The organism is Streptomyces sp. NRRL S-31 (genome assembly GCF_000718775.1).
GTDB lineage: Bacteria > Actinomycetota > Actinomycetes > Streptomycetales > Streptomycetaceae > Streptomyces.
Genome location: NZ_JOCB01000146.1, coordinates 1 through 20,014 on the forward strand (window position 1 = coordinate 1; position 20,014 = coordinate 20,014).

The following is a 20,014-nucleotide window of genomic DNA, read 5'->3' on the forward strand; positions in this document are numbered from 1 at the left end:
GGCGGGGACGTGTCCGCCGCCGTGCCCCCACGCCCCCGCGCCGCCGCGGCCCGCGCCCGGTGCGCCCGTGGCCGGCCGTGGACGGAGCGGTGTGCGGTGGGAGTGCGGGGTGTGCGGCGCGGGACCGGGTGCCGGGGTACGGCCGCCGCGCCGGGGCGGCGTCCTGTGGTCAGGCGGATCGTCCGACGGGCTCGCCGACCGGCGTACGGTCTTCGAGCGCGGTGAGGAACGACCGTGCCCAGTGCCCCACGTCATGGGTGAGGACCTGGGCGCGCAGCGCGCTCATCCGGCGGCCGGCCTCGTCCGGGGTGAGGGACAGGGCCTTCTCCAGTCCGGATTTGACCTCCTCGAGATGGTAGGGATTGACCTGGAAGGCGCTGGTCAGTTCCGCGGCGGCGCCGGCGAACTCGCTGAGTACGAGGGCGCCACGCAGGTCGTGCCGGCAGGCGACGTACTCCTTGGCGACCAGGTTCATCCCGTCGCGCAGCGGGGTGACGAGCATGACGTCGGCCGCGCGGTACAGGGCGGCGAGTTCCTCGCGGCCGACGGAGGTGTGCAGGTAGTGCACGGCCGGCCGGCCGACCCGGCCGAACTCTCCGTTGATGCGGCCGACGGTGCGTTCGATGTCCTCGCGCATGCGCAGATAGTGCTCCACGCGTTCCCGGCTGGGCGTGGCGATCTGCACCATCGTGGTCGACTCCGCGGTGACGCGGCCCTCGGCCAGCAGCTCGTGCAGGGCGCGCAGCCGGATGTCGATGCCCTTGGTGTAGTCGAGCCGGTCGACGCCCAGCACGATGCTGCGGGGGTTGCCGAGCTGTGCGCGGATCTGCTCCGCGCGCCGCCGGACGTCGGCGCGCCGTGCCAGCCGGTCCAGCTCGGCGGCGTCGATGGAGATGGGGAACGCCCCCACCCGCACCGTCCGGCGGCCGTCCGGGGGCTCCGCCACGCCGAGGATTCCCGGGGCGTCGCCGACGTCCGACACGGCTCGTTCCGCCCGCACTCCGGCCAGCCGGCGGGCCAGCCACTGGAAGTTGCGGGCCCCGCCCGGGCGGTGGAAGCCGATGAGGTCCGCGCCCAGCAGCCCCCGGACCAGCTCGGTGCGCCAGGGCAGTCGCATGAACAGCTCGACGGGGGGAAACGGGATGTGCAGGAAGAAGCCGATCCGCAGGTCGGGCCGTAGCTCCCGCAGCATCGCGGGCACCAGCTGCAACTGGTAGTCCTGCACCCAGACCGTGGCGCCGTGGCCGCTGATGTCGGCGGCGGCCTGGGCGAACTTGCGGTTGACGTGCACGTACGCGTCCCACCAGCTGCGGTGGTAGCGGGGCGGCATGATGACGTCGTGGTAGAGCGGCCACAGGGTGGCGTTGGAGAAGCCCTCGTAGAAGCCGTCGACCTCGTCGGCGGTCAACGCGACCGGGTACAGCAGGAGTTCGTCGTGCCGCCAGGCGTGGGCCGGGGTGGTGGCCGCCGCCGCGGTCCCGGGCCAGCCCACCCAGGCGCCCCGGTACGTGCGCAGGAACGGCTCCAGCGCGTTCACCAGGCCGCCGGGGCTGCGCCGCCAGCGCGGACGGCCGTCCTCGGCGGTGCCCTCCTCCAGGGTCACGGGCAGCCGGTTGGCCACCACGACGAGCCCGGCGCCGGTCGCGGCCGGCGGACCACCCGGCGGGGCGGGCACCTCCCGCACGCCGTCCGTCGGGGACGGGCTCATCGCCGGAAGTCGACGATGGTCTTGAGGTCGGTGGTGGAGCGGTAGTTCTCGAAGATGTCCACCAGGCCGTCGTAGTCGTCGAACCGGTGCACGGTCGACAGCAGCGCCTTGCCGTCCACCACGCCCGAACGCAGCATCTGCATGGCGGAGGCGATGACGTTGGCGCTCTTGTGCATCGGGAAACTGGTCACGTCGAAGGGCGCCGAGCGGATGGTGATGCCCTTGGCGAGCATCAGCCAGGTGTCGAACTTCTGCATCTCCTGCGAGGCGCCGTAGAGGATGTAGCGCCCGCCGGCCTTGAGCTTGCGCATGGCGACGCGGCGCGGGTCCTTGTTCTCGTCGTCGACCTTGACGGTGGGCAGGGCGTCGAAGACGTAGTCGAAGGTGCCGTCCTCGACCGTCTCGATCAGCTCGTCGGGGAGGTAGGCCCGCTGGGAGAACTGCTGCTCGGCGAAGGCGTTGCGGGCCGCGTTGGAGTCCACCGAGACCACCGAGTTGGGGGCCAGCAGGCGGCGGATGACGCTGCCGGCGATGACGCCGATCGGCCCGGTGCCCATGACCAGGACGCGGTCGCCGATCCGGGGCGGGTTGGACAGCACCGAGCGCAGGGCGCCGGTGACCGGCTCGATGAAGGAGGCTTCGAGGTCGCTCATGTCCTCGGGGATCTTCACGGCGGCCGCGCGGCGGTCGTCGTGGAAGTCGCGGTCGGCGTGGAAGACGTCCTCCTTGACCTGCCCGGAGAAGATCGGCCGGACGGTGCGGTACTCGGCGAAGCCGCCGAAGTCGGTCTGGCCCCAGTACACGATCCGGTCGCCGATCCGGACGTCGGTGCCCGTCCGGTCGAAGTCCGAGCCGATGTCGACGACCTCCCCGAGGTACTCGTGCCCGAGGATCACCGGGTACTCGGAGGGGAAGAGGTGGCCCTCGAAGAAGGAGATGTCGGTGGAGCAGATGGACACGCAGCGCGTCTTCATCAGCAGCCCGTCCGCCGGTGTCGGCGGGACGGGGAGGTCGGCCAGCACCGTCTTGCGCGGGGCGAGGAGTTGCACGGCCTTCATCGTCTGCATGAGTCAGTCCTCGTCAGGTGGTGGGGCGTGATGTCGGTCGGGCGTGGGGCCCGGGTCCCGGGGCCGGCCGGGCGCCGGAGCGCCGCCGGCCGGCGTGGGCGGGGTCCGTGTGTCTAGCGACGCATCAGGAGTTCCCCGCCGAGGAGGTACTGGCCGACCGTCTCGAAGTGCATCGAGGAGAGGGTGATGTGCTTCGTGGCCGAGTGGATGTCGCGGAAGCAGCGCTCCAGCCGGCTGGTCGCGTACACGGAGGTCGCTCCGGCCAGGGTGAACAGCGAGTCCACCGCGGCCACGGTCTTCTCCGCGACGGTCGCGGCGGTCAGGCGCACCAGCGCGGTCAGATCGGTGCCGCCGTCCGTCCCGTACGCGGTCACCTGCGCCGCCGCGTGGGCGAGCAGGACCTCCGCGGTGTGTACGTCCGCCTGTGCGCGGGCCAGCTTGTCCTGGGCGGTGTGGCTGGTGGCCAGGGTGCTGGAGGCGCCGGTGGCGGTCTTGCGGGCGGCCAGCGCCTTGAAGTCGGCGAGGGCGTCCTGGGCCACGCCGAGGGCGGTGGAGGCGGAGGTGAAGGGGCCGAAGTCGTAGTAGCTGATGGGGTAGGCCCGGGAGGGGCGATCGGCGGGCGGGCGGTGCATGTCCGCGCCGTCGACGGTGAACTCCTCCGGTACGAACACCCGCTCCACCCGGTAGTGGTTGCTGCCGGTGCCGCGCAGGCCGACGGTGTGCCAGGTGTCGCGGATCTCGGCGTCGGAGCGCGGCACGAACAGCATCCGCAGGGCGGGGCCGTCGGGGGTCCGGCGGACCTGGCCCTCGTCGGTGACGTGGGCGGCGCACACGAGCCAGTCGGCGTGGGCCGAACCGCTGGCGAAGGCCCACTCGCCGGTCAGCAGATAGCCGCCGTCCACCGCCTCGGCATGGCCGGACGGGTTGACGCCGCCGACCACCAGGCCGTCGCTGTACTGGAAGAGGGTGCGCGCCGTGCTCTCCGGCAGGTAGTCGGACAGCCGCCCGATCGCGCCCTGGACGCCCATCTGCCAGGCCATGGAGGCGTCGATGCGGGCGAGTGCCTGGACGATGGCGGAGCCGGTCTCGATGGTCAGCTGCTCTCCGCCGAACTCCTTGGACACCCACATGCGCGGGATGCGCGCGTCACGCAGTGCCTCGAAGACGGGGCGGGGTGTGACCCGGTCGGTCTCGGCCCGTACGCGGTTCTCCTCGATGACGGGCGCGAGCTTCTCCACGCGCGCCAGCCAGTCCCGGGTCTGCTCGGAAGGTGGCGGGCGGAGTATGTCGCCTGCGGCGCCGGCTGAGCTCACGGCAATCTCCATTCGTCAGTACTAAGACTTACGTACCGATAGGTACAGAAGTGGGCGGCTGGTGGGACCGGAGAGCGGGGCATCTGGAACGCGGGGCCGTATCACGCGGATTCATGGTGATTCTTGGTGGTGGCCCACGCCGAGAGCAACCTCGACTTGCGGAAGTCGCGGGCGGATCGGGCCCTTCCGCGCGGTCGGGTCAGGCGCAGACGCTGTCGGGCGCGGCCAGGGCCAGGGCGCGGCCCCGCGCGTGCAGACGGGCGAAGGCGTGGGCCGCCGAGGCCATCGTCATGTGGTGGTGCCAGCCGGGGAAGGAACGGCCCTCGAAGTCCTGGACGCCGAAATGGCCGAGGTCCCGGACGGCCAACTCGCCGGCGGCGGCGTACCGGGCCAGCGCGAGCACCTCCTCCGCCCGCCAGTCGGCCAGGCTGGTGATCCAGTAGCGGGCGCCCTGCCGGCCGACGCCGGCCGGGCGGGCCAGGGCGCGGTAGACGCGCGGAGCGCCGGCGGGCTCACCCGTCCTTCCGGGCAGCCGTACCTCCCCGAAGTGGACGGTCAGTCGTTCGAGCCGGCCCGTGGCCGCCTGGCGCACCACCACCTGCGGTTGCCGCATGTGGCTGCGTGCCATCAGCTCGCCCAGGCCGGCCGTGGGGGCCACCGCCGAGGCCGGCAGGACGGGTTCCGTCGCGCTCACCTCGCAGACGAAGTCCAGCCCGCGCCGGGTGAGTCCCTCGACGACCGCCCCGGCGTCCGCCGTGCGGCGCAGGTCGAGTGCCCACGGAATGCCCGCCAGACAGGGGTTCGCGGCCACGTCGCCGGCGAAGTCGAGGATGTGCCTCCAGACGGGGCGGGCCGTGACGGACGCCGGGATGCGCGCCCGCATCCGGCGCTCCTGGTCCGCGCACCAGGACTCCCCCAGCAGCAGGTCCCAGTTCACCGGCACGCAGCCGATCTCGGCGGCCAGGAAGAGGCCCATCGCCAGCTGGCAGTTGACCGTACGCCCCAGCTCGGCGTCGAAGCGGCGGTGCACACCCACGGAGTGCACACCTCGCTTGGGAATGGTCAGTTCGGCCACGGTCCAGGCCCGCGGGAGTCCCTGGGAGGCCACGGCGTGCGCCAGACTGCGCCGGACCGGACCCCAGTCCCAGGGGCTGGCGTTGATGAACTGCTGCAACCCGTGGGCGGCGGCGGGAGCGGGTGAGACCGCTTTGGCCAGCCGTTGCAGCGTCTTCTTGCCCGGCACACACAGCAGGGCGCCGAGATACGCATGAGCCCAGCGGCGCTGGTCCGCTCGCTGTAGTGGTTCGAAGACCTCCTCGGCGAAGGTCCGGAGCTCATGAGTGTCGATCGAAGTTGCGCCTAAGGTGCCTGACGGCATGCTGAAACCTCTCCCCCTCGCATCGTCCGCACCCACAGCGGTGCGGTTCACGGTGCATATGCGCAATCAACCCCGAGACAAAATACCTTCTCAAACGTCAATTTCTTTCGAGCGGTCGACGACTTTCCAACCTCCCCCCGCGACCTGCGTCAACACACCGGCGACGGAAGCGGAACGCGGCACCGCCCGGGGCCCGGGCACCGGCGGGAGGGCGGCCGGACCCCTCGTACCAGGGCGGACGCCCGGCATCCGCCCCGACCCGTGGCGCACGGAACCGATCATCACGGATATCCGGCCAGCCGGCCGCACTCCTCCCCCGGCCGGTCACTGTCCTATACAGCCGATAACGAGCGGTGTCGGTTTCGGACAGCTCAGCCAAGTCCGCTTGTGGGCCCCGCAGCGTTAAGAAAGGATTTCCTAGGGGTGATTTGTCGATCGATCCTGGAGCGCGAAGGGGCATCGTGATCAAGCAAGACAGAGCACGCAGGACTCACGAGTTACTGCTGGACGCGGCAGCGGCGGAGTTCGTCCGGTTCGGATACATGGGTGCGAATCTCCAGCGTGTCGCGGAAGAAGCCCGGATGACCAAGGGTGCGCTGTACGCACATTTCGCGTCGAAGCGGCTCCTGGCCAAGGCGCTGACCGCGCCCTTCGAGCACGCCTGGCACGAACTGCTGGCCGAAGCCGAACAGTCCGACGCCCCACCGGTGGAGAAACTGCGCCTCCTCGCCGTCCGGCTGGCCGAACGGTTGCAGACGGATCTGCGGTTCCGTGCCGGATTCCACCTCGCCAGCGAATCCGCCCGCGCCCACGGCCGGCTCCCGAGCGTGGCCCAGGACCTGCACGGCAGCGTCTCCAGCCTGACGGCCCAGGCCCGGCAACAGGGCCAGCTGACCGGGTTCCAGGAGCCCGAGCGGCTGGGCAACCTGCTGCTGGCCCTGATGTTCGGCGTCTACTACTCCACGCCCGACTGCCGGATGGACCGCTTCAGCGAACTCGTCTGCACGGCGTGGTGGCAGGCGCTGGGCGGCGGTCAGCACGTGCTCGCGGCCCGGGAGCACTGCCTGCCCACACCGTGCCACCCGGCCTAGGGGGTTTCGTCTGGATCAGGTCGGATCAGGCCGCGGCGTCCGGTGCGGTGCATCGCAAGGCGGAGGATCACCCGCGTACTGGGCGTACTCGGGTGGTCCGACAACGCGGCGCCCGCGGCGGGCCCACCGCGCACTTCGGCAAGCAGACACCGTTCGCGGGGGTGGTCTGTCCTCCGGCGCCCGCGTCCGGTATGCATAGGACGGTTTTCCGCCACCGGGAAGTCATGGTTCACACCGATGGCCGTCCTGCCCCCGCTCGCCACCGCGCCCCCGCACCCCGTGACCTCACCCGGATCAGGGGCCGGACCCGGCCCGTGCGCCCGCCGTCACCGGGTGCGCGCCGTCCCGGGCGGGAGCGGTTCCACGGCCATGCCGGGGGTTCGCGCACGTACGCTACTCTGCATCCCGCTCACGCACCCTCCCGGTCACGTATGTAGACGGTTGCACACGTGTGACCGCCGCCGACCCAAGCCGTCCTCTGAGAGGGTTTGTTCCGGAGGCAAGCCGTTGCGACCCGTTGTCGATCAGCACTACGAGGCAAGGGAGGCTTCGTGAAACTTCCCCGCGACCACTCCACGGGCCCCGCCGCTTCCAGCCGTTCCAAGGAACTCAAGCAGGCACGCGCCATCCGGTCGCGGCACAACATCCTGCTCGCCGCCGCCCGTGCGTTCGCCGAACGGGGCTACCCGTCGGTAACCATGCATGACGTCGCGGAGATCTCCGGAATGACCAAAGGAGCCGTGTACTTCCACTACGCCAACAAGGAGAGTCTGGCCCTCGCCGTCACCACCGAGTTCGCCACCCGTCTGCCCGCCATCTCCGACGCCGTCGCCCGCCTGGACCTGCCGCCCGTCGCCGCCGTGGCGGAACTGCTGCTCCGCACCGCCGCCGCGCTGCGCGACGAGCCGCTGATGAAGGCCGGGGCGCGGCTCCAGATCGAGCGAGAAGGGGCTGATCGACGTCGAACTCCCGGTGCCCTTCGAGGAGTACACCGCGCTGATCGCCACCTGGTTGCAGCAGGCGCTGAGCGCGGGCGACCTGGAGCACCAGACGCCGCCCGAGCCCCTGGCCCGGGTGCTGGTCTCGGCGTTCTTCGGCGCCCAGCACCTGTCCTGGCTCGTCAACGACCGGACGGACATCATCGAACGGACCCTGGAGGTGCTGCACGCCGTCGTCCCCTGCACCCGGGACCCGCGCCACACCAGCCCGTACCTGCACGACCACACGGCCGCCTGAGCCGTGCGGCGCGGCCCTGGTGCGGGCCCCGCCGGCTCCCCTGGAGCCGGGGGGGCGGCTACCCCGTCCGCAGGTCGACCGCCACCGGCCGCGTCCGCGGCGGCGCCGGTGACGTGCGCGCGATCCGGTGCGGGCACCGGTGCCCGTCCGGCGGAACCGGCCCGCCGGGAGCTTCGGTTGAGCCCGCGACGGCGTGGGGGGCGGGGGCCTCCAGTGGGGTTGAAGCTACCGATGGGGCCGGGGCCTGCGGTGGGGTCGGGGCCTGCGGTGGGACGAGGGCTTCGGGTGCGGCGAGGGTTTCCGGCGGCCCGGCGGCGCCCGATGGGGTGACGGCTTCGGGTACGGCGAGGCCCCCTGCCGGACCAATGGCACGCGACGGGACGACAGCCTCCGGCCCGGCAGAAGCTTCCGACGCCCCGGCCGCGCCCGACGGCACGACAACCCCCGGCCCGGCAGAAGCCTCCGAGGACCCGCCGCCAGCACCCGACGGCACGACAACCCCCGACCCGGCGGCCATTCCCGACGGCACGACAACCCCCGGCCCGGCTGCCATTCCCGGCGGCCCGGCCGCGCCCGGCGGGACGGCAACCCCCGGTGGGCCCGCGGCCTCCGGTGCGCCGGGGGGTTCCGGCGCACCGCCGGGTTCGGGGGTGCCGGACGGTTGCGCGCGCTCCAGCCACTCCCGGTAGGCCGGTGCCTCATGGGCCACGCCCCAGTACGCCTCCTCCAACTCCGGGTACCCCTGATCCAGTTCGTCCTCGGTGCGGGCCGCCAGCAGCAGCCGTACCCCGATCGGGTCGCCGGCCAGCGGACGGATCGCGAGGTCCGGCCGGGGCGGTGCGGTCGGCTGGCTGACCGTGACCACCTCGCCGGTGGCGGCCAGCGAGTACGCGGTGAGGTAGTCGCCGTGCAGCATCTCGCAGTCCAGGCCCGCCTCGCGCAGCGCCCGGCACAGGGCGTCCCACTCGCCGTCGACCGTCGAGTCGACCATCCAGCGGTCGCCGGCCAGGTCGGCCAGGCTCACCTCCCGCCGCGACGCCGCCGGGTGGTCCGCGGCGAGCGTGACGAACTGCGGCTCCCGCGCGACCAGTACGCGCAGGCACAGGCCGGGCGGAATCCGCAGCGGGCTGCCCTCCACCTCGTGCACGAAGGCCATGTCGAGCCGGCCCGCGGCGACCATGCCCAGCAGGGCATTGGCGGACAGGCTCATCTGGAGCGTCGGCTCGGTGCCCGGGCGCCGCGCGCGCAGCAGGCGCAGCCAGCCCGGGATGGCCCTGCTCGCCGTCGCGCCGAGGCGGAGCTGGAAACCGCCGGCGGCACGGGCCGCCGCCGCCCTGGTCTCGGTGACGATCGCCGCGAACTCCGCCACCAGCGGCCTGGCCCGGCTCAGCACCGCCAGCCCCAGCGGGGTGGGCCGGCAGCCGGTCCGGGCGCGCACGAAGAGCTGGGCGCCGAGCGCCCGCTCGATGCGCCGCAGTTGCGTGCTCAACGAGGGCTGTGCCAGGCCGAGTTCCCGAGCCGCTTTGTGCAGACTGCCGGTGTCGGCGATGACACAGAGCACGCGCAGGTGTCTCACCTCTAACTCCATGGGGGGAGAGTAGGGCGGCACAGAACACGACACCAGATGTTCACGTTCCAGCGGAACCGGACATGTCGGCCGCCGATAGCCCCACGCTATCCCCAAGTGCCATCATCCCCAGTCGCGTTGGTCTGCCGGAGACTCACAGGCAACCGATCGTTCAACCCCACAGGACGAGAAGGAGCCCCCCATGGGATCGTCGCGAACCACCACCGGGCCGAAGAACCACAAACGGCTTCTGGCCCTGGCGCTCGGCGTCGGTCTGGCCTCCGCCGCGCTCGGCACCGCGAACCCGGCGAGCGCCGACAGCACCACGCACACGTCCGCCCGCAGCGTCTCCGCCGGCTACGTGGGCGCGTCCGAGAGCGCCGGTACCAAGGCGTTCTTCGACGCCGTGCTGAAGTCGGTCGCCGAGCGGCGGGCCGCCCAGCCCTCCCTGAAGGCGGTGACCGTCTACTACAACGCCGCCCAGGCCCCGAGCTTCCGCTCCCAGATATCGAGCGCCGCCTCGATCTGGAACAGCTCAGTGACGAACGTGAAGCTCCAGGCGACCTCGGGCAGTGCCGACTTCAACTACTACGAGGGCAACGACTCGCGCGGGTCCTACGCCTCCACCGACGGCCACGGCCGCGGCTACATCTTCCTGGACTACGCGCAGAACCAGCAGTACGACTCCATCCGCGTCACCGCGCACGAGACCGGTCACGTGCTGGGCCTGCCCGACCACTACAGCGGGCCGTGCAGCGAACTGATGTCGGGCGGCGGCCCCGGCACCTCCTGCACCAACCGCTACCCGAACAGCACCGAGCGCGCCCGGGTGAACCAGCTGTGGATCAACGGCCTCGCCAAGGCCGTCGCGCAGGTGGAAAAGGCGGGCTGACCCGAGCGCACGGGGACGGGCCGGCCACCCCACGGCCGGGCCCGCCACCGGTACGGACCGCGGCCCGCCGGCCCGCGGTCCGTACCCGTGCGCGCGGGATCACGCGGACCCCGGCGGCGGTCCGCTTCACCGTTGATCCGCCACTCGGACACTGTCCGTCCATGGTATGTTCACAGCAATCTAGAAGCTTCCCCGGCATAAAAGCTTCCATGCTGAGGTACCGGAATACTCCATGGATGGGGGTAGCCCGGTATTTTGGAGAGCACATTCATGGCCGGCGCCACCGTTTCGGTAATCATCGCCGCGTACAACGCGATGCCCTACATCACGCGGTGCGTCACCTCGGTCGCCGAACAGAGCATCGGCCGTGACCAGCTCGAAGTCCTCGTCGTGAACGACGGCTCCACGGACGGCACCGCCGCCGAGCTGGACCGCCTCCAGGGCCTCTACCCGGACCTGCTGCGCGTCTTCCACCAGGAGAACTCGGGCGGCCCGTCCGCCCCGCGCAACCACGGGCTCGACCACGCCACCGGCACCTTCGTCTACTTCCTGGACGCCGACGACTACCTCGGCTCCGAGGCACTGGAACGCATGGTGCGGATGGCCGAGGAGAACGACACCGACGTCGTCCTCGGCAAGATGGTCGGGGTCGGCGGGCGGGGTGCGCCCACGTCGATGTTCAAGCGCAACCAGCCGCGCACCGACGTGTTCTCCTCCCGCGTGTACTGGACGCTCAACCCGATGAAGCTGTTCCGCCGGGAACTGCTGGAGCGGCACGGGCTGCGCTTCCCCACCGATCTGGCCATCGGCGAGGACCAGTTGTTCGTCGGCGCGGCCTACGTGCACGCCTCCGGCATCTCCGTGCTCGCCGACTACGACTGCCTGTACTGGGTGCAGCGCGAGGACGACGGCAACATCACCCTGCGGCTCAAGGGGACGCAGCGGCGGCTCCAGTTCCTGCCGCGCATGATCGACCTGATCCTGGAGAACGTGCCGCCCGGCCCGGGCCGCGACCACCTCGCGCACCGGCACCTGACCGTGGAGGTCCAGCAGCTGCTCGCCGGCCACCTCGTCCACGAGCCCCGCGAGACGCAAGCCAAGACGCTGGACCGGCTGGCGGAGATCATCGAGCCGCTCTGGCACGAGGGCATGAACGAGCGGCTGTCCGCCATGGCCCGGCTGCGGCTGCACCTCGTACGCCACCGCATGCTGGACGAGGTACTGGAACTCGTGGCGTTCGAGAAGCAGCTCGCCCGGACCAAGATCGCCACGCCCGTCCTCGTCGACGGCGGCCGTGCGCTCGCCCGCTACCCGTTCCTGCGCGACCCCGAGCGGGCGATCCCCGACGACTGCTACGACGTCACCGACCATCTCGGCGTCCGCCACCACGTGACCCGCGCCGAGATGGAGGGCGGCACGCTCCGCCTGGCCGGCCACGGCTACCTCCACCGCGTGGAGACCCGGGACGTCGGCACCGAACTCGTCCTGCGCGAACGCGACAGCGGGACCGAGTACCGGCTGCCCGTCACCCACACCCCGACGCCGGGGCTCGGCGCGGACCAGGACGCGGGCCGGTACGCGTACGACCTGGCCGGGTTCGAGGCCGACGTCGACACCGCGACCGCCGCGGACGGGGGGCCGCTCGCCGACGGACTGTGGGACATCTCCCTCGCGATCGGCGCCCAGGGGCTTCGCAAGGAGGTCCGGATCGGCAGCAAGCGCGCCGAGAACGTCTCGGGCGCCGCCGACACACGTGTCCTCGCCACCGGCGGGGGCCCGCGCGCCGTCACCCTGTACACCACCAAGCCGTACGGCAACTTCACGCTCGACCTCGGCGAGAACAAGCACAAGGTGCGGTCGCTGCTGCGCGTGGACAAGGACGTCCGCTGGGCGGCCGGTTCCACCGCCGGGCTCCGGTTCGGCGGACGGGTGGGGCTGGCCGAGTACCCCGCGGACGCCCTCGTGCTGGCGCTGGAGGACGGCACGGGCACCACCGTCACCTTCCCGGTGCGCGAGGTCTCCGTCGACGGCTCCTTCGAGGTGACCGTGCCGGTCGACGCCCTCCCGGCCGGCGTCTGGACGGGCGACCTCCGGCTCGGGACGTGGACCGTACCGCTGCCCGCGCTCCCCGACGGGCTGCCCCCCGCCAAGTGGCGGCGCCGGGCACTGCCCTGGTACGCCCGCCCGCTCCCCGGCTCCCCCAAGCACTTCGCGCTCAAGGTGGCGAAGACCGACCTCGTCAAGGCACTCGCCCGGCGCCTGAAGTAGCCGTGCCGTGCCGGCCCGCGCGGAGCGGGCCCGGCACAGGGCGGCGGCTCACTTCCGCGCGGTGCGTTCCAGCGCGGCGAGACCGTCGGTGTAGATGCCGTGGAAGAGTTCCTCGGCCTCGCGGTCGCTCACACCGTCCGGGGTGAACGTCCCGGACCACTCCACCCGGGAGGCGCCGGGCGTGCCGGGCACCTCGTGCACGGTGAGGGTGGACAGGTAGCCGGTGACCGGGAACGGGGCCTCTTCGATGGCGTAGGTGTAGCTGCGGGCGGTGTGGTCGAAGGACTGGAGGCGTTCGACGATCGTGCCGCCGCCCTCGTTCGTCAGCCGGCGGGTCCGGCCGCCCTCGCCCAGCTCGCTCTGGGGGATGTAGGGCAGCCAGTCGGGCAGCGAGCCGAAGCCGCCGATCAGCCGCCAGACGGCGGCGGGGGACAGGGGCAGGTCGATGGATGCGGTGGTGGATGCCATGGCGCTGTTCCTCGAAGGGAGTGGGTGGGGGGTCAGGCGGCGGAGCCGGGGGTGGGGGCGTCGGCGGCGATGAGCGCTTCCTCGCGCAGCGCGCTCCAGAAGGCGGCCGGCACCTTCTCCTCGAGCGCGGCGACGTCCTCGGCGATGCGGCCGGGGCGGGTGGCGCCGGGCACGACGGCGGCCGTCGCGGGGTGGGCCAGTGCGAACTGGAGGGCGGCCGCCTTGATGCTCACACCATGCCGGGCGGCGAGGGCCTTCATCCGCTCGACCTTGGCGACGATGCCCGCCGGGGCCTTCTGGTACTCGAAGTGCTGCCCGCCGGCGAGGACGCCCGAGCTGTAGGGGCCGCCGACGACCATGTCGACGCCGTTCGCGACGGCGGCCGGGAGCAGGCGCTGGAGCGACCGCTCGTGGTCGAGGAGCGTGTAGCGGCCGGCCAGCAGGAACCCGTCGGGCTTGGGCTCGTCCAGGTCCAGGGTGAGCTCGATGGGCTCGACGCGGTTGACACCCAGGCCCCAGGCCTTGATCACGCCTTCGTCCCGGAGCCGTGTCAGGACGCGGAAGGCGCCGGTGCGGGCGCTCTCGTAGACGGCGAGCCAGTCGTCACCGTGGAAGTCCTGGGCGACGTCGTGCACCCAGACGATGTCGAGGCGGTCGGTCTTCAGCCGGCGCAGGCTGTCCTCGATGGAGCGCAGCGTCGCGTCCGCGGTGTAGCTGTCGACGATCCTGTTGGGACGGCCGTGCTCGAACAGTCCGCCCTTCTCGCCCAGGTCACGCGCGGCGGGGTCCTCCAGTTCGTCGAGGATGACACGGCCGACCTTGGTGCTCAGCACGTACGCGTCGCGCGGCCGGCCGGCCAGGACCTCGCCGAGCCGGATCTCGGAGAGGCCGGCGCCGTAGAACGGGGCGGTGTCGTAGTAGCGGATGCCCGCGTCCCAGGCGGCCTCGACGGTGGCGGCGGCCTCCTCGTCGGGGATCGCGCGGAACATGTTGCCGAGCGGTGCCGTTCCGAAGCCCAGGGGACCCGGCAGGAGGGACTTGATACCCATGAAAGAAGTTCCTTCAGTGAAGTGTTCAGCGGAGTACGGGTGGTTTTGCCCGCCTCCGCGGCTCTTGCTCCACCCACGTTAGGATCGACGCATCAGACTGTCCAAGACTTACTTGGACACAGTTGAGTCCTGGAGAGTCTTACGTGCTTGACCTGCGACAACTTCGCTACTTCGTCGCCGTGGCCGAGGAGGAACACGTCGGCCGGGCGGCCGAGCGGCTGCACATCTCCCAGTCGCCGCTGAGCCGGCAGATCGCGCAGCTGGAGAAGAACCTCGGCCTCACCCTCTTCGAGCGCACCCAGCAGCGCATCCGCCTCACCTCCGACGGCCGGGTCTTCCTCTCCGAGGCCCGGGCGCTGCTGCGCCACGCCAGCCGTCTGGAGAACCTCGGCCGGCGCCTGGGCCGCGGCGAGGAGGGCGGTCTGTGCGTGGGGTACGTCGGCGACGCCATGCACACCGGGGTGCTGCCCCGCGCGCTGCGCGACCTCCAGGACGAACGGCCCGGCATCCATGTCGCGCTGTACGACCTGCCCGCGGCGCAGCAGTTCGAGGGGCTGCGCCAGCGCAGCCTGGACATCGCGCTGGTACCGCAGGCGCCGCCGGACGACGACCCCGACCTGTGCGGCACTCTCCTGCTGGAGGATCCGCTGCTGCTGGCCCTGCCGTCGGGACACCCGCTGGCCGAACGCCCCACGATCGAGCCCGCCGACCTCGACGGGCAGGCGTGGATCGCCGTGGAGGACGACCGGGTCCCCGACTGGCGTGACGCCTTCGTCGCCTCCTGCGCCGCGGCCGGTTTCACCCCCGACATCCGGCTGGAAGCGCCCGCACCGCTGACCGCGCTCGGCCTGGTCGCGTCGGGGCTGGGCTGCGCCCTGGTGCAGGAGAGCATGACGCGCGCCGTCGGCCCCGGGGTCAGCGTCCACGAGCTGCCCTGGCTCGACGCGTCGGTACGCCTGTGGGCCACCTGGCACCGCACCGACCTGCGCCCGATCGTCGCGTCCTTCCGCGAGACCGTCCTCGGCACCCGGGAGGACCGGGGGTGAGCCGACGCCGACGGGGCCGAGGCGGACGCCCGATGAGCGGAGGCCGGTGAGCGGGCGCCGGTGAGCCACGTGGCCGCGCTGCTCGCCGCCGGGTACCGGCGCCCGGCGGGCGAAGCCTTGACCGGTCGCTACAGGCTCACCAGCCTCACGATTCTCACGGCCGCAGGATCAGCCGGATCGGGTCGCCCTCCTTCTTCTCCAGCCGGGCGACCGCCTCGGCGGCCCGGCTGAGCGGCAGGGTCCCGCTGATGGAACCGGAGAAGTCCAGCCGGCCCGCCTGGACGAGCCGCAGCAACTTCGGCAGGGCCACCGGCATGTCGGAGCCGTAGTGGCCGAGGACGCGCTGCTGGAGATAGCTGAAGCGGGTGCCGTCGGTGAGGGTGAGCGGCTGGTCGGTGAGACCGACCAGGACCAGCCGCCCCTTGGGCGCGAGGACGGACACCGCCTGCTCGCGCACGGCCGGCACACCGGCGAAGTCGAAGGCGGCGGCGAGTCCGGCGCCGCCGGTCACCGACGCGACGGCCTCCCGCAGACCGGGGTCGGCGGGGTCCAGGGCGATGTCGGCGCCTGCGGCCAGGGCGCGCTCCCGGGCGACGGGGTTCGGGTCGACGGCGACGATCGGGCAGGCGCCGACGGCCCGCAGCACCTGCACGGCGTGCACGCCCAGCCCGCCCACGCCCCATACGCCGGCCGCCTCGGCGGGCCGCACGGCGGCGGTCTCGGTGATCGCGCCCCAGGGGGTGGAGACGGCGTCGGGGATGATCGCGCCCTGGTCGAAGGGGATGGAGTCGGGCAGCGGGGCCATGGCGGTGGCGGCGGACAGGGCGTACTCGGCCCAGCCGCCGTCGTAGTCGACGCCCCGGGTGTACGTCACCCCGTCGCGGAGCTCTCCCGCGTACAGCACCACGCGCTGTCCGGGCGTCCGGGTGGTGACGCCCTCGCCGACCTCCGCGATGGTGCCGGAGACCTCGTGGCCGAGGGTGACGGTGTCACCGCGGAGGAGGAACGGCTTGAGGGTGCCGTCGATCAGATGGACGTCGGACAGGCACACCCCGGCCGCCTCGACCTTGACCAGCACCTCGCCCGGGCCCGGCTGAGGGCGCGGCACCTCCTCGACACGCAGGGTGCGGCTCGGTACGTGCAAGCGGGCCGCGAGCATCGTCTCCATGGCATGTCCTCCTTCGGGGCGCCGACCACCGGCACTTATCGCAGGTCGACTTGCGTTAACCGTACACCCAACGCAACTCCGGCTGCTTTAAGCTGATCCGGTGAACGGTCCGCAGTCCCCCGAGCCCGCCGTCCCGCCGCTGCGCCGCCGTGGGGAGCCGATGCGGCGGGCCGTGCTCGGCGCGGTGGTCGAGCTGCTGTCGAGCCAGGGGCTGGCCGGTACCACGGTCGCCGCGGTCGCCCGTGCGGCGGGGGTGCACGAGACGTCGGTCTACCGGCGGTGGAAGACCCGGGAGAACCTGATCCTGGACGCGCTGGCCACGGAGCTGGACTCCGCGCTGCCCCTCCCGGACACCGGGCACGTACGGGAGGACCTGCTGCGGTACTTCACCGCGCTGAGCCGGCTGCTCGGCTCGGCCCAGGGGCAGGCGCTGCTGCGGCTGAGCGTCGAGCGGGACGAGACCCTGGAGGACCGGCGCGGGCCCTACTGGAACGACCGTCTGGAACGCGCCAAGGTCATCGTCCGGCGCGGCGTCGAGCGCGGTGAGCTGGCCCCGGACGCCGACCCCGGCCTGGTCGTCGAGGCGATCACCGGCCCCCTCTTCGTCCGCGTCCTGCTCAGCGGCGCTCCGCTGGACGAGGCGCTCGTGACGGGCCTGGTGGACCTGACCCTGGAGGGAGCCCTGCCTCGGTGAGGCGGGCTCCCGGCCGAAGTGGATGTGCCTCGGCGCCGCGCCGTCCCCCCTCGAAGCCGGCGCGGCGCTTCGGCGGCCGTCGCTCTCAGACCGCGCGCCACAGGGCCGGTACGGCCGGTGGCTCCCAGCCCGGCTGGGCCGTGTGCGGCTGGAGGCAGGTGTAGGTGCGGCCGGCGTACGTGACCTGGTCTCCCGTCCGGTAGGCGGTGCCCACCGTCCAGGTGCCCCCGGGGCCGGGTCCCGGGCCCGGGCCCGGGTCCTGCGCCACGTCGAGGACGAAGTCGAACGCCGCCTCCCGGCCGCCGTTGGCGTCGCGCACGGTCATCAGCAGCCGGGGGTCGAATATCGTGTCGGTGTTGTTGCGGGGTTCGTTCGGGAAGTACAACTGCGTGGTCAGCACGGGCCGGTTGGGGGCCTGCACCTTCACGTGCAGGTGCCGGGTGCGCCCCGGGTAGAGGCCCGGCACGATCGTGGTCAGCGCGTAGGCGCCGCGGGCGTCGGTGTACTGGTGGCCGCGGAACCGGAACCCGGTGTTGTCGTAGGCGCCGTTGTTGTCGGCCTGCCAGAAGTCCAGCAGGACGCCGGCCAGGGGCAGGCAGGCCCGGCCGAAGACGTACCCGGTCACGGTGAGCCGGGTGCCGGGCAGGCCGGGCTCCAGCAGGCTGGTGCGCTGCGGTGAGTTCGGCTTGAAGTACGGCCCCTCGATCTGCTCCGGGGTGGGATCGTCGCCGTCGTCGCACGACGGCGTGAGCCGGGGCTCCGTACCGCTGCCGGCCAGGGTGCGGGCGAGGGCCGGGCCGCCGCTCAGGGCGAGCGGGATCGCGGCGGTGGCCGCGAGTGCCGCGCGCAGCACCGTCTTGCGGCGGACGAGCCGGGGAGGCCCCGGCTCGTCCGGCCCGTCCGTGCCGGCGCCGTGCGTACCTGTTCCGTCCATGTCCTCTCCTCCTGTGGGGGGCGGATCGGCAAAGAACCTAGGCGGGCGTCGGCGGGGCTTCGAGGGACTGATGGGGGCGGCTGTGGTGTTTTCGGAAGTCGCCGGGGCTGCTGCCGGTCTCCCGCCGGAAGAACCGGCTGAAGTAGGCGGGGTCGGCGAATCCGGTGCGGGCGGCGACCTGTCGTACCGACAGCCGGGTGTGGGCGAGCAGCCGCTGTGCCTGGTACGTGCGGGCCTCGATGAGCAGCCGTCCGGGCGGCCGGCCGGTGGCGGCGCGCACCGCCTGGGTGAGGTAGTGGGGGGTCACGCCCAGCCGGTCGGCGCACTGCCGTACGGACCAGCCCGCGGCCTCGGGGCGGGTGATCAGCCGGGTGAACTCCTCGGCCACGGCGGCCGGCCGGCCCTCCGCGCGCGGGTCCGGGCCGGTCGCGGTGCGGCCGGGCAGCCGGGAGGCGCGCACCACGAGCACGTGCAGCAGGGAGCGCAGGACGCTCTCGTGCCCCGGGGCCCGCTGCCGGTGCTCGGCGACCAGTTCGGCCATCAGGCGCCGCAGGGACCGGTCCTGCTCGGCGTCCAGCGCGAACCAGCACCGCTCGCCGAGTTCCCGCAGCACCTCGCGGTCGCGCGGGTGGTCCACCAGGAAGTCGTCGGTGAACAGCGCGAGCGTCCCCTCGGGCCCTCGGCCGCCCTCCCAGTGGTGCACCTGGCCGGGCAGGATCACCGCCAGGTGCGGGGGCCGCAGCGGCCACCGCGCGAGGTCGACGACATGGGTGCCGGAACCGGCGCTGACGTGGACGATCTCGTAGAACGTGTGCCGGTGCGGACGGTCCCACCGGGACAGCGGTCCCACGGCCTCGAAGGAGCCGGCGGCGAACGGCGCGGCCCCGGGCCCGGCCACCTCCAGCCGGTGCAGCGGGACGTCCCCGGCCGCGGGCGGCAGGCTGGGGGTTCTGGGTAAGACGGTGGTACTGCGCATCGGCCGCGCTCCCTCTCGGAATTCGTCGGGGATCTGTCGGGGATCAAGTCGGGGATGTGTCGGGTCACCCATCCGTACCCCACCGGCATGGATCAGGTACAGACCAACCCCTTGCCCCTCGCCCTGCCACACCGCAAGCTCCCCTCATGGAGCTGGAGCTGCGGCATCTGAGGACCATTCGAGCCATCGCGGAGGCGGGCAGTCTGACCAAGGCGGCGACGGCGCTCGGACTCGCCCAGCCCGCGCTCAGCGCACAGCTCAGGCGCATCGAACGGGCGCTGGGCGGCGAGCTGTTCGAACGCGGGCGGTACGGGGTGCGGGCCACCGCCCTCGGCGAGCTGGTCCTGGAGCGCACCCGGATCGTGCTGCCCGCGGTGAGCGAACTCCAGCGGGAGGCGGCCCGGTTCGCGCGCACCCGGCGGGACGGGGAGCGGCTGCGGCTCGGCGGCACGCACGGACCGCTGCTGGGCGCGCTGGTGGACCGGCTGGCGGACGCCGCCCCCGGCACCACGGTGACCACGTGCGCCTCCTGGTCGGAACGGGAGCTGGCGGGGCTGCTGGCCGAGGGGCGCCTGGACTTCGCGCTCGCCGGCGCCTGCGGCTCCGCTCCCCCGCCCGACACCCCGCACCTCGTCTGGGAGGAGATCGCCGTCGACCCGGTCTTCGTGATGCTCCCCGACGGCCATCCGCTCGCCCGCGGGCGGGAGACCGACCTGGCCGCGCTCGCGGACGAGGAGTGGGCGTGCGTCCCGGGCGACGGCTGTTTCGGCGACTGCTTCACCGCGGCCTGTGCCCGGGCCGGTTTCACGCCCCGCCGCATGTACGAGACGGACACCGCCTCCTGCGTCCACCTGGCGCAGGTGGGCCGGGCGGTGGGCCTGTGCCGGGCCACCTTCCCGCCGACGCCCGGGCTCACCATCCGCCCGCTCGCCGGGACGCCGCTGATGTGGCGGCATCTGCTGGGCTGGCACCCGGCCGGCCAGCGGCGGGACACCGCGACGACGGTGCTGGCCCAGGCCCGCGCGGCGCACGCGGACGCGGCGGCGCGCAGCGACAGTTACGCGCGCTGGCTGTCGCGGCGCGGGCCGTCCGACGCGGCGGCCCTGCGGCGGTCCGGCCTCGCGTCCTGAGCCGGCCGCCCGCCCCGCGGAGGGCGGGG

At 72.7% G+C, this 20,014-nt stretch carries 16 protein-coding genes and 1 pseudogene; 7 read left to right on the top strand and 10 right to left on the bottom strand.

Annotated elements, in window-relative coordinates; genetic code table 11:
• Positions 1-169: 169 nt before the first annotated feature.
• The 4 genes from IF37_RS0136120 to IF37_RS0136135 all read right to left on the bottom strand — a co-directional run bounded on the left by IF37_RS0136120 (position 170) and on the right by IF37_RS0136135 (position 5,466).
• On the bottom strand, positions 170-1,708 hold the full coding sequence (locus IF37_RS0136120; RefSeq protein ID WP_052845563.1) for a trehalose-6-phosphate synthase: 1,539 nt from the start codon (positions 1,706-1,708) through the stop codon (positions 170-172).
• Complete coding sequence (locus IF37_RS0136125; RefSeq protein WP_030753081.1) at positions 1,705-2,775, bottom strand: zinc-binding dehydrogenase; 1,071 nt, start codon at positions 2,773-2,775, stop codon at positions 1,705-1,707. The genes IF37_RS0136120 and IF37_RS0136125 overlap by 4 nt, the downstream gene beginning before the upstream one ends.
• Before the next feature lie 113 nt (positions 2,776-2,888).
• Positions 2,889-4,088 carry an acyl-CoA dehydrogenase family protein gene (locus tag IF37_RS46510; RefSeq protein ID WP_030753084.1) on the bottom strand — a complete coding sequence of 400 codons (1,200 nt, stop codon included), beginning with the start codon at positions 4,086-4,088 and terminating at the stop codon, positions 2,889-2,891.
• A gap of 199 nt (positions 4,089-4,287) precedes the next feature.
• A complete protein-coding gene (locus IF37_RS0136135) occupies positions 4,288-5,466 on the bottom strand; it encodes a transposase (protein WP_052845565.1) in 1,179 nt (392 codons plus the stop codon).
• Positions 5,467-5,927: 461 nt separating this feature from the next.
• On the opposite strand from IF37_RS0136135, the gene IF37_RS0136140 reads away from it, so the two are divergent.
• Together IF37_RS0136140 and IF37_RS46220 are read left to right on the top strand one after the other, a co-directional pair.
• Complete coding sequence (locus IF37_RS0136140; RefSeq protein ID WP_052845566.1) at positions 5,928-6,557, top strand: TetR/AcrR family transcriptional regulator; 630 nt, start codon at positions 5,928-5,930, stop codon at positions 6,555-6,557.
• A gap of 972 nt (positions 6,558-7,529) precedes the next feature.
• Positions 7,530-7,793, top strand: coding sequence for a hypothetical protein (locus IF37_RS46220; RefSeq protein WP_253915945.1), 264 nt, complete (start codon positions 7,530-7,532; stop codon positions 7,791-7,793).
• Positions 7,794-8,460: 667 nt separating this feature from the next.
• Here IF37_RS46220 and IF37_RS0136150 read toward each other — a convergent pair.
• A pseudogene (locus IF37_RS0136150) lies at positions 8,461-9,381 on the bottom strand (LysR family transcriptional regulator); the annotation flags it as partial.
• A 181-nt stretch (positions 9,382-9,562) separates the two neighbouring features.
• On the opposite strand from IF37_RS0136150, the gene snpA reads away from it, so the two are divergent.
• Both snpA and IF37_RS40145 read left to right on the top strand, forming a co-directional pair.
• Positions 9,563-10,252: a snapalysin gene (gene snpA, locus IF37_RS0136155; RefSeq protein ID WP_030753095.1), complete on the top strand. Its 690-nt coding sequence runs from the start codon at positions 9,563-9,565 to the stop codon at positions 10,250-10,252.
• Between the two features lie 270 nt (positions 10,253-10,522).
• Positions 10,523-12,520 carry a glycosyltransferase family 2 protein gene (locus tag IF37_RS40145; protein WP_079166049.1) on the top strand — a complete coding sequence of 666 codons (1,998 nt, stop codon included), beginning with the start codon at positions 10,523-10,525 and terminating at the stop codon, positions 12,518-12,520.
• A gap of 48 nt (positions 12,521-12,568) precedes the next feature.
• Here IF37_RS40145 and IF37_RS0136165 read toward each other — a convergent pair whose 3' ends face one another.
• Both IF37_RS0136165 and IF37_RS0136170 read right to left on the bottom strand, forming a co-directional pair.
• Positions 12,569-12,988, bottom strand: coding sequence for an SRPBCC family protein (locus tag IF37_RS0136165; RefSeq protein ID WP_030753101.1), 420 nt, complete (start codon positions 12,986-12,988; stop codon positions 12,569-12,571).
• 32 nt (positions 12,989-13,020) lie between these two features.
• The gene (locus tag IF37_RS0136170; RefSeq protein ID WP_030753104.1) at positions 13,021-14,037 is read right to left on the bottom strand and encodes an aldo/keto reductase; all 1,017 of its coding nucleotides are present in this window, start codon (positions 14,035-14,037) and stop codon (positions 13,021-13,023) included.
• A gap of 143 nt (positions 14,038-14,180) precedes the next feature.
• Between IF37_RS0136170 and IF37_RS0136175 the strand changes: the two genes are divergently transcribed.
• Positions 14,181-15,083 carry a LysR substrate-binding domain-containing protein gene (locus IF37_RS0136175; RefSeq protein WP_030753107.1) on the top strand — a complete coding sequence of 301 codons (903 nt, stop codon included), beginning with the start codon at positions 14,181-14,183 and terminating at the stop codon, positions 15,081-15,083.
• Positions 15,084-15,237: 154 nt separating this feature from the next.
• On the opposite strand, the gene IF37_RS0136180 is transcribed toward IF37_RS0136175, so the two are convergent.
• Positions 15,238-16,251, bottom strand: a complete 1,014-nt coding sequence (locus IF37_RS0136180) for a zinc-binding dehydrogenase (RefSeq protein ID WP_030753109.1) — start codon at positions 16,249-16,251, stop codon at positions 15,238-15,240.
• Positions 16,252-16,411: 160 nt separating this feature from the next.
• Here IF37_RS0136180 and IF37_RS0136185 point away from each other — a divergent pair, with 160 nt between their 5' ends.
• Positions 16,412-16,945 carry a TetR-like C-terminal domain-containing protein gene (locus IF37_RS0136185; RefSeq protein ID WP_030753112.1) on the top strand — a complete coding sequence of 178 codons (534 nt, stop codon included), beginning with the start codon at positions 16,412-16,414 and terminating at the stop codon, positions 16,943-16,945.
• A gap of 85 nt (positions 16,946-17,030) precedes the next feature.
• Here IF37_RS0136185 and IF37_RS0136190 read toward each other — a convergent pair whose 3' ends face one another.
• Together IF37_RS0136190 and IF37_RS0136195 are read right to left on the bottom strand one after the other, a co-directional pair.
• Positions 17,031-17,879 (bottom strand): carbohydrate-binding protein, encoded by an 849-nt coding sequence (locus tag IF37_RS0136190; protein WP_079166050.1) that lies wholly within the window; start codon positions 17,877-17,879, stop codon positions 17,031-17,033.
• 37 nt (positions 17,880-17,916) lie between these two features.
• On the bottom strand, positions 17,917-18,855 hold the full coding sequence (locus IF37_RS0136195; RefSeq protein WP_030753122.1) for a helix-turn-helix domain-containing protein: 939 nt from the start codon (positions 18,853-18,855) through the stop codon (positions 17,917-17,919).
• A 146-nt stretch (positions 18,856-19,001) separates the two neighbouring features.
• Here IF37_RS0136195 and IF37_RS0136200 point away from each other — a divergent pair, with 146 nt between their 5' ends.
• Positions 19,002-19,985 carry a LysR family transcriptional regulator gene (locus tag IF37_RS0136200; RefSeq protein ID WP_052845568.1) on the top strand — a complete coding sequence of 328 codons (984 nt, stop codon included), beginning with the start codon at positions 19,002-19,004 and terminating at the stop codon, positions 19,983-19,985.
• The last annotated feature ends 29 nt before the right edge of the window (positions 19,986-20,014 follow it).

Bases quoted from the DNA above. Each gene is read 5' to 3' on its own strand.
- IF37_RS0136120 (WP_052845563.1), bottom strand. From the start codon at position 1,708: ATGAGCCCGTCCCCGACGGACGGCGTGCGGGAGGTGCCCGCCCCGCCG.
- IF37_RS0136125 (WP_030753081.1), bottom strand. From the start codon at position 2,775: ATGCAGACGATGAAGGCCGTGCAACTCCTCGCCCCGCGCAAGACGGTG.
- IF37_RS0136135 (WP_052845565.1), bottom strand. From the start codon at position 5,466: ATGCCGTCAGGCACCTTAGGCGCAACTTCGATCGACACTCATGAGCTC.
- snpA (WP_030753095.1), top strand. From the start codon at position 9,563: ATGGGATCGTCGCGAACCACCACCGGGCCGAAGAACCACAAACGGCTT.
- IF37_RS40145 (WP_079166049.1), top strand. From the start codon at position 10,523: ATGGCCGGCGCCACCGTTTCGGTAATCATCGCCGCGTACAACGCGATG.
- IF37_RS0136165 (WP_030753101.1), bottom strand. From the start codon at position 12,988: ATGGCATCCACCACCGCATCCATCGACCTGCCCCTGTCCCCCGCCGCC.
- IF37_RS0136170 (WP_030753104.1), bottom strand. From the start codon at position 14,037: ATGGGTATCAAGTCCCTCCTGCCGGGTCCCCTGGGCTTCGGAACGGCA.
- IF37_RS0136180 (WP_030753109.1), bottom strand. From the start codon at position 16,251: ATGGAGACGATGCTCGCGGCCCGCTTGCACGTACCGAGCCGCACCCTG.
- IF37_RS0136185 (WP_030753112.1), top strand. From the start codon at position 16,412: ATGCGGCGGGCCGTGCTCGGCGCGGTGGTCGAGCTGCTGTCGAGCCAG.
- IF37_RS0136190 (WP_079166050.1), bottom strand. From the start codon at position 17,879: ATGGACGGAACAGGTACGCACGGCGCCGGCACGGACGGGCCGGACGAG.
- IF37_RS0136195 (WP_030753122.1), bottom strand. From the start codon at position 18,855: ATGCGCAGTACCACCGTCTTACCCAGAACCCCCAGCCTGCCGCCCGCG.
- IF37_RS0136200 (WP_052845568.1), top strand. From the start codon at position 19,002: ATGGAGCTGGAGCTGCGGCATCTGAGGACCATTCGAGCCATCGCGGAG.